The 2235-nt window shown below is 63.0% G+C and carries 2 protein-coding genes; both read left to right on the top strand.

Annotated elements, in window-relative coordinates; genetic code table 11:
• Positions 1-966 (top strand): nucleoside hydrolase (locus AC0AP0_RS12340; protein WP_490430695.1); only part of this gene is annotated, 966 nt, incomplete at its 5' end.
• A gap of 13 nt (positions 967-979) precedes the next feature.
• On the top strand, positions 980-2235 hold a 1256-nt coding region (locus AC0AP0_RS12335; RefSeq protein ID WP_490430694.1), incomplete at its 3' end, for an MFS transporter.

Below are 2235 nucleotides of genomic sequence, written 5' to 3'. Positions count from 1 at the left end.
AAGATCATCCTGGATCTGGACACTGGCATCGACGACACGCTGGCTCTGTCCTACGTCCTGGGCTCCCCGGATGCCGAACTAATCGGAATCACCGGCACCTACGGCAACGTGGTGCTCGACCAAGGCGTCGACAACGATCTGCAGCTGCTGGCCATGTACGGCAGGGAGGACATCCCGGTCTTCAAGGGGATCGATCACCCCAGCACGGCTGACTCATTCAGCGTTCCGCCGGACTCCGAGATCTTCCATGGGGCCAACGGCACCGGCAACATCGAAATCCCCGCACAGACCGACCGGCAGGCCAGCCAGCAGAGCTCAGTCGACTTCATCATCGACGCAGTCCGCCGCTATCCCAAGGGCGAGCTGGTCGTGGTACCCACCGGCGCCCTGACCACCATCGCCGCCGCCCTGGAAAAGGCCCCCGACATCGTCGACCGCATCAGCATCGTCATGATGGGCGGCACACTGACTCAGCCGGGCAACGTGGGTCCATTCGCAGAAGCCAACATCAACCAGGATCCCGAGGCCGCCAACCGGGTCTTCGCCACCACCGCAGACATCACCATGGTTGGCCTGGACGTGACCACCCAAGCTCTGATGAGCCGCGAGGACACTGAGGCCCTGCGTGCCACAGGCACCAGCGCCGGCCGCTTCCTGGCAGACATGACCGACTACTACATCGACATCAGCGAAAAGGAGAGCGGGGTCTACCTGGGCGGCTGCAACCTGCACGACCCCCTAGCCGCCGCCGTAGCCATCGACCCCAGCCTGGTCACCACCTTCGCCACCAACCTGATGGTCGAGACCGAAGGACCGCAACGGGCCCGTACCATCGGCGACCCCAGCAGGCTGCTGGACACGGTCAAGAACACCAAGGTGGCCCTGTCGGTCGACACCGAGCGGTTCACCCGGCGCTTCATGGACAGGCTCCTAACCCTGGTGCGCAAGACCGAGAGTGAACGATAGAAGGACGGCAGTCATGAGCGAATCCATCACCACCGCGACCACAGAAGCAACCATGGACGAGAACCGCCGCAGCACCAAACGGGCCTTGCCCGCCCTGCTGACCATCTTCCTGCTGGGCACACTGATGATTCAGGCCTTCAATCTGGTCTTCCAGAATGTGGGCGACTCCCTGGGGATGTCCGCCAACGCCTCGCTGATCAGCACCCTGCCCGGCATCGTCCTAGGCGTGGTCTGCATGCTCTACGGAACCCTCTGCGACTACATCTCCCCCCGGAAGATGACCCTGTTCGGAGTGGGCGCCCTGATCGTCGGCAGCCTCCTGGGCTTCTTCGGTGCATCGAACTTCTGGGCCGTGGTCCTGGCCCGCATGATCCAGACCGCGGGCGGCCAGGTGGCTGGCTCAGTCTTCCTGGTCATGGCCATGAAGTACCTGAGCGACAAGGAGCGTGCCTTCTACCTGGGCATCTTCAACGCCGTCTACTACGCATCCTCTGCTGTGGGCATCTTCGCCGGCGGACTGATCACCTCCATCGACTGGCGCTACCTCTTCCTGGTGCCGCTGGTCTCCATCCTCCTGATCCCCCCGGTGCTCAAGTACACGCCAGACACCGGCATCAAGGGCGAGCGCATCGACGTCTTCGGCATCGCCCTGTTCGCGCTGATCGCCGGATTTGTGGCCGTCTACTTCTCCTTCCCGGCCACCTGGATGCTGGGGGTGCTGGCCGTTCTGATCCTGATCTTCGCCGGCTACGTCTGGAAGGGCGCTAACCCCTTCCTGAGCCGCGGGTTCGTGACCAATGGCGCCTACATGGCTGTCCTGCTGGCCCTCTTCGTCTTCTACTTCTTCAACTTCGCCTGTGTGCCCATCTACAACGTGATCGGCGACCGCATCTACGGGATCTCCCTGAGCCAGGTCTCCCTCTGCTTGACCATCGTCTATATCGTGGCCACCCTGGTGGGCTGCCTGTCCGGAGTCATCATGAACGCCATGGGACGCCTGCCCATGCTGATCCTGTCCGCTCTGCTCATGATCGCCGGAGCTGCCGGCTCGGCCCTGATGCTCACCTCGGGCTTCTGGGTCCTGACCGCGCTGGCCTCGGTCTTCATCGCCGGCATCACCATGTCCTACACGCCCCTCTACGACTCCTTCTCGGCCACCCTGCCGGTAGACCAGAACGGACGCGGCATCGGCATCGGGGATCTGATGATGAACACCTCGGCCTCCATCGGCATGGCTGTCTACAGCGGACTCATGGCCAATCCCCAATT

This window comes from Bifidobacterium sp. POST2/T3 (B1) (genome assembly GCF_058197115.1).
This window is presented reverse-complemented; position numbering and strand designations above follow the sequence as displayed.